This window comes from Pseudonocardia sp. KRD291 (assembly GCF_019263595.1).
In the GTDB taxonomy this organism is placed as follows: Bacteria; Actinomycetota; Actinomycetes; order Mycobacteriales; family Pseudonocardiaceae; genus Pseudonocardia.
Map to the genome: position 1 here is coordinate 1 of NZ_JADQDD010000333.1, position 6,188 is coordinate 6,188.

Here is a 6,188-nt window from a genome sequence, read left to right on the forward strand (position 1 = left end):
GCCCCGGCCGGGGCCGCCGTCCCGTGCGCGGTTCACCCCGCGTGCGGGCCGAACCGGAACCCGGGGCTCTCGCCGCGGGCGGAGGATCCGAACGGTCGCAGCGCACGGCTGGGGTCCGCCGCCGCGACCGCCGCCGACGGGTCGGCGACCGCCTGCTCCGGATCGATCGGGGACAGCGCGCTCACCAGGTAGGCCGCCGACCGGCCGGAGACCGTGTCCGGCACGGCCGCCGGGCCGGCCAGTGCACCGCCGAGGTGCCGGACGCCGACGACGGTCATCGGCCCGTCGAGGGCGGCGACCGCGTCCAGCCCGGCCGGCTCCAGCGCGTCGAGCAGCACGTTCTCGCCGGTGTAGGCGTGCGGCATCTCCGGCTCGGCGTACACCCGCGAGGACTCCACCGGCCGAAGCGGGCCGACGGTGTCCTCGTCGGGCCGGACCGCGGCGCGCAGCGGGGCGAGCAGCCGGTCCGTCTGCGCCGACCCCGCCCGGGCGGTCACGGCGATCCGGGCCACCCGCCGTCCGCGCAGGTGCGGGGGCAGGACGTCCCAATCCGGGTAGGTGACCACCGACATCCCGGCGGTCACCGTGTCGGGCAGCCCGGCCGTCCACTCCCGGAACGCGTGCAGCGGCGCGGGGTCGCCCGGCTCGCCGACCGGGCCGAGGTCGTGCACGAGGGCGCCGCCGGTCAGCGGCCCGGCCGGCAGCAGGCCGATCGTCATCGCGGTAACGACCTCGCCCGGCACCGGGCCGGTGCCGCGCAGCCGGGCGAACCGGTCCGGGTCGGTGTCCGCGGTGACCTCGTCGAGGGCGCCGCCGGTGCCCACGACCTCGAACGCGCGCACGTGGTCCACGGCCCAGCCGTCGGTGCGCCCGGTCAGGCCCAGGCCTCCGCCGAACGTGTAGCCGATCGCCCCGACGCCGGGAAAGGACCCGCTCGGCGCCATCAGGTCGAACCGGTCGGCGGCGTCGGTCACCTCGCCCCACGTGACGCCGGCGCCCACCCGCACGGTCCGCGCGGCCGGGTCGATCGCGATCCCGTCCATCCCCGCGGTGGACAGCAGGATCCCGCCGGCCGCGGGGACGCGGGTGCCGTGCCCGGTGTGGTGCACGGTCAGCGGGAGGTCGTGGTCGGCGGCGACCCGGGCGGCGACGCGGACGTCGTCGGCGGTGCGGGCGGCGGCGACGACGTCGGGCCGGTGCCGCACGCCGAGCTGGAACCCGGTGGTCGCCGCGGGCGCGGCGGGGGCGTCCGGCGCGAGGACGGAACCGTCGATCCGCGCGGTCAGGTCGTCGAGAAGAGTGCTCGTGGAGGTGCTCACGGGATCGAGCATGCGGGCGGGAGAGCCAGAAGTCCAAGATCTGTCTCTGCTGTGAGCTAGCATCGTGGGTTATGGAGCTGCGTCACCTGCGGTATCTCGCCGCCGTCGTCGAGGAGGGCACGATCACCGGTGCCGCGGCCCGTCTGCACGTCGCGCAGCCGGGGGTGAGCGCGCAGCTGCGTCAGCTCGAGCGCGACCTCGGGGAGCCGCTGCTCGAACGCGGGCCGCGGGCGGTCACCCTGACCGAGGCCGGGCGCGCCGTCCTCCCGCACGCCCACGCCGCGCTGGCCGCCGTCGACGACGCCCGCGACGCGGTCGCCGCGCTGCGCGGGCTGCTGCGTGGACGGGTCGCGGTCGGCATGGCGTCCTCGCTGCCCGACACCGCCCTGGCCGACACCGTCGCCGACTTCGCCCTCGCGCACCCGCAGGTCACGGTCACGCTGCGGGAGGACACGGCCGACGCGCTGCAGGCCGAGCTGCTGGCCGGGCGCCTGGACGTCGCCTACCTCGGCGCGCCGGGGGAGCTGCCGGACGGGTTGCGCGGCCGGGTGCTGCTCGACGACCGGCTGGTCGCCGCCGTCGCCGCGGACGACCCGCTGGCCGGGCGGGCGCGGATCGGCCTGGACGAGCTGGCGGCGCGCCCGCTGATCTGCCTGCCGCAGGGGCACGGGCTGCGCGCGGCCCTGGACCGGGCCTGCGCGGCGGCCGGGGTGCACGCGCGGGTGGCGTTCGAGGCCGGCGCGATGAGCCTGCTGCTGCGACTGGCCGCGCGGGGCGTCGGTGTCGCGGTGGTCCCCGAGCCCGCCCTGCAGGCCCCGCCGGTGCTGGCCCTCGACGCCCCGCCGGTGGCGATCCGGCTGGACCCCGAGGTCCGCGCGCGGCTGCACCTGGCGTGGCGGGCCGGCGGACCGAGCGGCCCGGCGGCCCGGGCGCTGGTGGCGCAGGTGGTGGCCGCACTCTGATCGGGGCCGGCCCGGGGCGCCGGGTGTGTCGCCCGGCGTGCGGGACGCGGAGATGCGCGAGAGTGTGCGCCGTGACCGCCGCCGTTCCGACGAACGCCGTCCCGAAGATCCCCGTCCCGACCCCCGCTGTCGCGCCGTGACCGGGACTCCCGGGGACCCGCCGCCGCGGGCCGACGCGCGGAAGGGGCACGCGGCGCTGCGCGGACACGCCGTCCTGCTCGTCGCCGTGCTGCTGCTGGTCGCGGCGGCCGCGGCGGCGGTCGTCACCGCCCGGCCGCCCGCCCCGGCCGCGGCCGCCGCCCCGCCCGGGGCGTTCAGCGCGACCCGCGCGATGGGCTCGGTCGCCGCGCTCGCCGACCGGCCCCGCCCGGTCGGGAGCCCCGCGTCGGACCGCGCCCGTGACGGGCTCGCCGCCCGGCTGCGCGCGATGGGCCTGCAGACCTCGACGGCGCCGTCGGTGGGGGCCTCGTCGCGGGAGGGCAGGCAGGCCGTCGGCGCGGTGGAGAACGTGGTCGCGACCCGGCGCGGCACCGCCCCGACCGGCGCCGTCGTCCTGATGGCCCACTACGACTCCGTCCCGGCCGGGCCGGGCGCCGCCGACGACGGGTCGGCGGTGGCCTCGATCCTGGAGACGGTGCGGGCCCTGTCGACCGGCCCGGCGCTGCGCAACGACCTGGTCGTGCTGCTCACCGACGGCGAGGAGGCCGGGCTGCTCGGGGCGCAGGCCTTCACCCGCGCCGACCCGCTGCGCGGGCGTCCCGCCGTCGTCCTGAACTGGGAGGCGCGCGGGTCGGGCGGGGCGTCGATGCTGTTCCAGACCTCGCCGGGCAACGCGCGCCTGATCGAGGCCTACCGCGCGGTGCCGCACCCGGCGGGCGACTCCTCGACGGCGGCGGCCTACGCGCTGCTGCCCAACGACACCGACCTCACGCCGTTCCTCGCGGCCGGGCGCCCGGGCATGAACAGCGCGTTCGTCGAGCGGGCGAGCCGCTACCACACCCCCGGCGACACGCCGGCGAATCTGGACCCGACCTCGGTGCAGCAGCAGGGGACGTCGATGCTGGCGCTGACCCGGGTGCTCGGCGCGGCCGACCTGGTGCCGTTCGACCCGGCGGTCAGCGGCGCACCGGCGTCCGGGGACGTCACGTTCGCGGCCGTGTTCGGGCACCTGTGGGCCTACCCCGACACCTATGTCCTGCCGCTGGCGGTGCTCGCCGCGCTCGCCGTCGCCGGGGCGGTGGTGCTCGCCCGTCGGCGGGACCTGCTGAGCATCGGCCGGTTCGGCGGCGCGCTCGCGTCCTGGCCGGTGGCGGTGCTGCTCGCGGCGCTGCTGGGGGAAGGGGCGTGGCGGGTGCTGGCCTCCTCGCGTGCCGGCTACGCGAACAGCGCGGGTGTCGTGCACCGCCCGGGCCTGGCGCAGGTCGCGATCCTGCTGCTGGGGCTGCTGGCGCTGCTGCTGTGGGGGGTGCTGCTGCGCCGCAGGCTCGGCGCCTGGGCGATGGGGCTCGCCGCGACGGCGTGGCTCGCGGTGCTGGGCCTTCTCACCGCGGTGCTGGTGCCCGGGGCGTCGTTCCTGGTCGCGTTGCCCGCGCTGGGTGCGGGGCTCGGGATCGCGGTCGCCGCGACCGTCCCGGCACCGTGGCGTCCGCTGCCGGTGGCGGTCGGCGGGCTGGGCACGGCCGTGCTGCTGGTGCCGTTCTCCGTCGCGTTGTTCGACGCCGCGGGGTTGGCCGGGTCGGCGCTGTCGGCCGCCTGCGTGGTCCTGGGCCTCGCGCCGCTCGCCGCGCTCGTCGCCGGGCGTCGGCTACCCGCCCGGGTACCGGCGGCGGTACTGGTCGCCGCCGTCGCGCTGGGCGCGCTGGGGCTCGTCGTGGACCGGCCGGACGCGGCCCACCCGGACCGCGCCGACCTGGCCTACCTGCACGACACCGACTCCGGCACCGCGCGCTGGGTCAGCCGCGACCCGGTCCCGGCGCCGTGGACCGCCCGCTACGTCACCGGGGAGCCGACCGCCCCGGGCCGGGACCTGCCCTGGCCCGGCGACACACCCGTCCGGACCGGGCCGGCACCCGTCGTCGCGCTCCCGGCGCCCGCGGCGACCGTCCGCCGGCTGCCCGGCGGGGCGGTGGAGCTGCGGGTGGGCTCGCGGCGCGGCGCGGACGTCCTCGGCGTCCGCGCCGACACACCCGGCGTGACGTCGGCCGAGGTCACCTACGTCGGGCGGGCCCCGGTCGCGCTGCCGGTGCGGGGCCTGCTGGACCTGCAGCTGCTCGCGGTACCGCGCGGGGGAGCGCGGATCGTGCTGCGCACCGACGGCGTGGCACCGCTGCGCCTCGTCGTCCGCGACCAGACGACCGGCCTGTCCGGGATCTCCGGATGGACACCGCGACCGCCCGGGCTGGAACGCTCCCCGACCCGGGACGGCGACACACTCGTGATCACCCGCTCGGTCACGGGCTGACCCGGGCCCCCAGGTGCAGGCGGCGGCGGCTGCGTCGTCGACGAGGTCGACGACCCCGGTCGCCCGGGACGCCGGTGATGCCTCCTCGGCCGCGATCTCGAGGGTCTTGCGGGGGTTCCTGCGTGTGGCTGTGCGTCGCCCGTCGTCCGGGTCGATCATGCGGTCCTCCTGCCACGGCGTCGCTGGCATGGCGCGGCAGGCCGACGGCGGTCGGCGGTGGACGACCGCCGTGTGGTGGGTCGTGCTGACCGGGTGGAGGCGGTAGGCCCATGGTGACGTCGGTCCGGCCTCGCGGCGACCGCGCGAGAACACAGGCGATCGCGTCGGCAGGCGAGGCCGTACTCCTCGCGCCGCCCGTCCTTCCCGGGACGAGCCGGTGAACGGTCGGGGCGCCGCAGCCGACTCCTGAGGGGACTGTGGCGCGCACCCCGGGCAGCGGCATGCGGACGGGTGCGATATCGCGCACTGCGTCGGCTGTGGCCGGCAGGCGCTGAGCTGCGACGAGCACGCTCACCGGAGCCTCCCACCGGGAACGTGGACCGGTGAGACGCCGATCGAGCTCGCCTGCCGGGAGTTCGGGTACTACTCACGGCACACCGCGTACAGCGGTAACGGGAGCCCGGATCGGCCGGATACCGGCCCGGTGGTGCCCTGTGCCCCGAACCATCCGCACGCCGTCGCCGACTATCTCCGGCTGCGGGCCGCCGCCGCCGAGGGTGGGCTCCGTTGGGATCCGGCACGCGAGCGGTACGTGACTGGCGACCGGTGAGCGCACGTGCCGGGCAGGAGCAGCCGCCCCGGACCGCCGGGCACATCGATCCACCCACCCACCACCGTCGAGATGCGCACCAGCGTCCGTCACTGATCGACTTCTCGCGCCGGTACGCATCTCGACGGTTGCCCGAGCGGATCCGGTCGTTATTGTGACGGTTGTCCCCAGTGGATCCCCACCTGCAGCCAGAGGAGCGCGACGTGACGGCCTTCCGCGCGGGAGCCGACGGGCGGAGGCGGGAGTTCCTGCGCAGGGCGCTCACGGTCGGTGTGGTGACACTCGTCGTCGCCGGCGGCTTGTGGTGGTTCAGCTCGTACATGTTCGACCAGGCGCTCGCGCCCCGGTGCGGGGCCGGCGTCATGGAGCCCGGTGACACGTGCGAGAACCTCCGGACCGGAGTCTTCACCTCCTCCGCGGACGAGGCGGCCTCGTCGCAGCGGGTGACCGACTTCGCCGGATGGGCGTCGCTGGTGGCCGGGATCGTCGTCGCCGCGGTCGGGATCCTCGCGGCCCTCAACCTGCTCCTGATCGGGCTCGCCCGCCGGCCTCCGAGGGACTCGGCTTAGGTCGGGCCTCCGAGGGACTCGGCTCAGGTCGGTACCGACACCAGGACCCGGACGGCCTCGGCGACGGCGGCCCGGCGGGCCACCCGCACGGCCGTCTCGATCGGGCGC

4 protein-coding genes are annotated in these 6,188 nt (G+C 77.4%); 3 read left to right on the plus strand and 1 reads right to left on the minus strand.

Features of this window, described 5'->3' with window-relative positions; genetic code table 11:
• Positions 1–32 precede the first annotated feature (32 nt).
• Positions 33–1,319, minus strand: a complete 1,287-nt coding sequence (locus I4I78_RS28715) for an FAD-binding oxidoreductase (RefSeq protein WP_218614638.1) — start codon at positions 1,317–1,319, stop codon at positions 33–35.
• Positions 1,320–1,390: 71 nt separating this feature from the next.
• Between I4I78_RS28715 and I4I78_RS28720 the strand changes: the two genes are divergently transcribed.
• From I4I78_RS28720 to I4I78_RS28730, 3 genes are all read left to right on the plus strand, one after another.
• Positions 1,391–2,281 carry a LysR family transcriptional regulator gene (locus I4I78_RS28720; RefSeq protein ID WP_218614639.1) on the plus strand — a complete coding sequence of 297 codons (891 nt, stop codon included), beginning with the start codon at positions 1,391–1,393 and terminating at the stop codon, positions 2,279–2,281.
• A 136-nt stretch (positions 2,282–2,417) separates the two neighbouring features.
• Positions 2,418–4,742, plus strand: coding sequence for a M28 family peptidase (locus I4I78_RS28725; protein WP_218614640.1), 2,325 nt, complete (start codon positions 2,418–2,420; stop codon positions 4,740–4,742).
• Positions 4,743–5,714: 972 nt separating this feature from the next.
• Entirely contained in the window at positions 5,715–6,080 is a 366-nt protein-coding gene (locus tag I4I78_RS28730; RefSeq protein WP_218614641.1) for a hypothetical protein, read from the plus strand.
• Positions 6,081–6,188 lie beyond the last annotated feature (108 nt).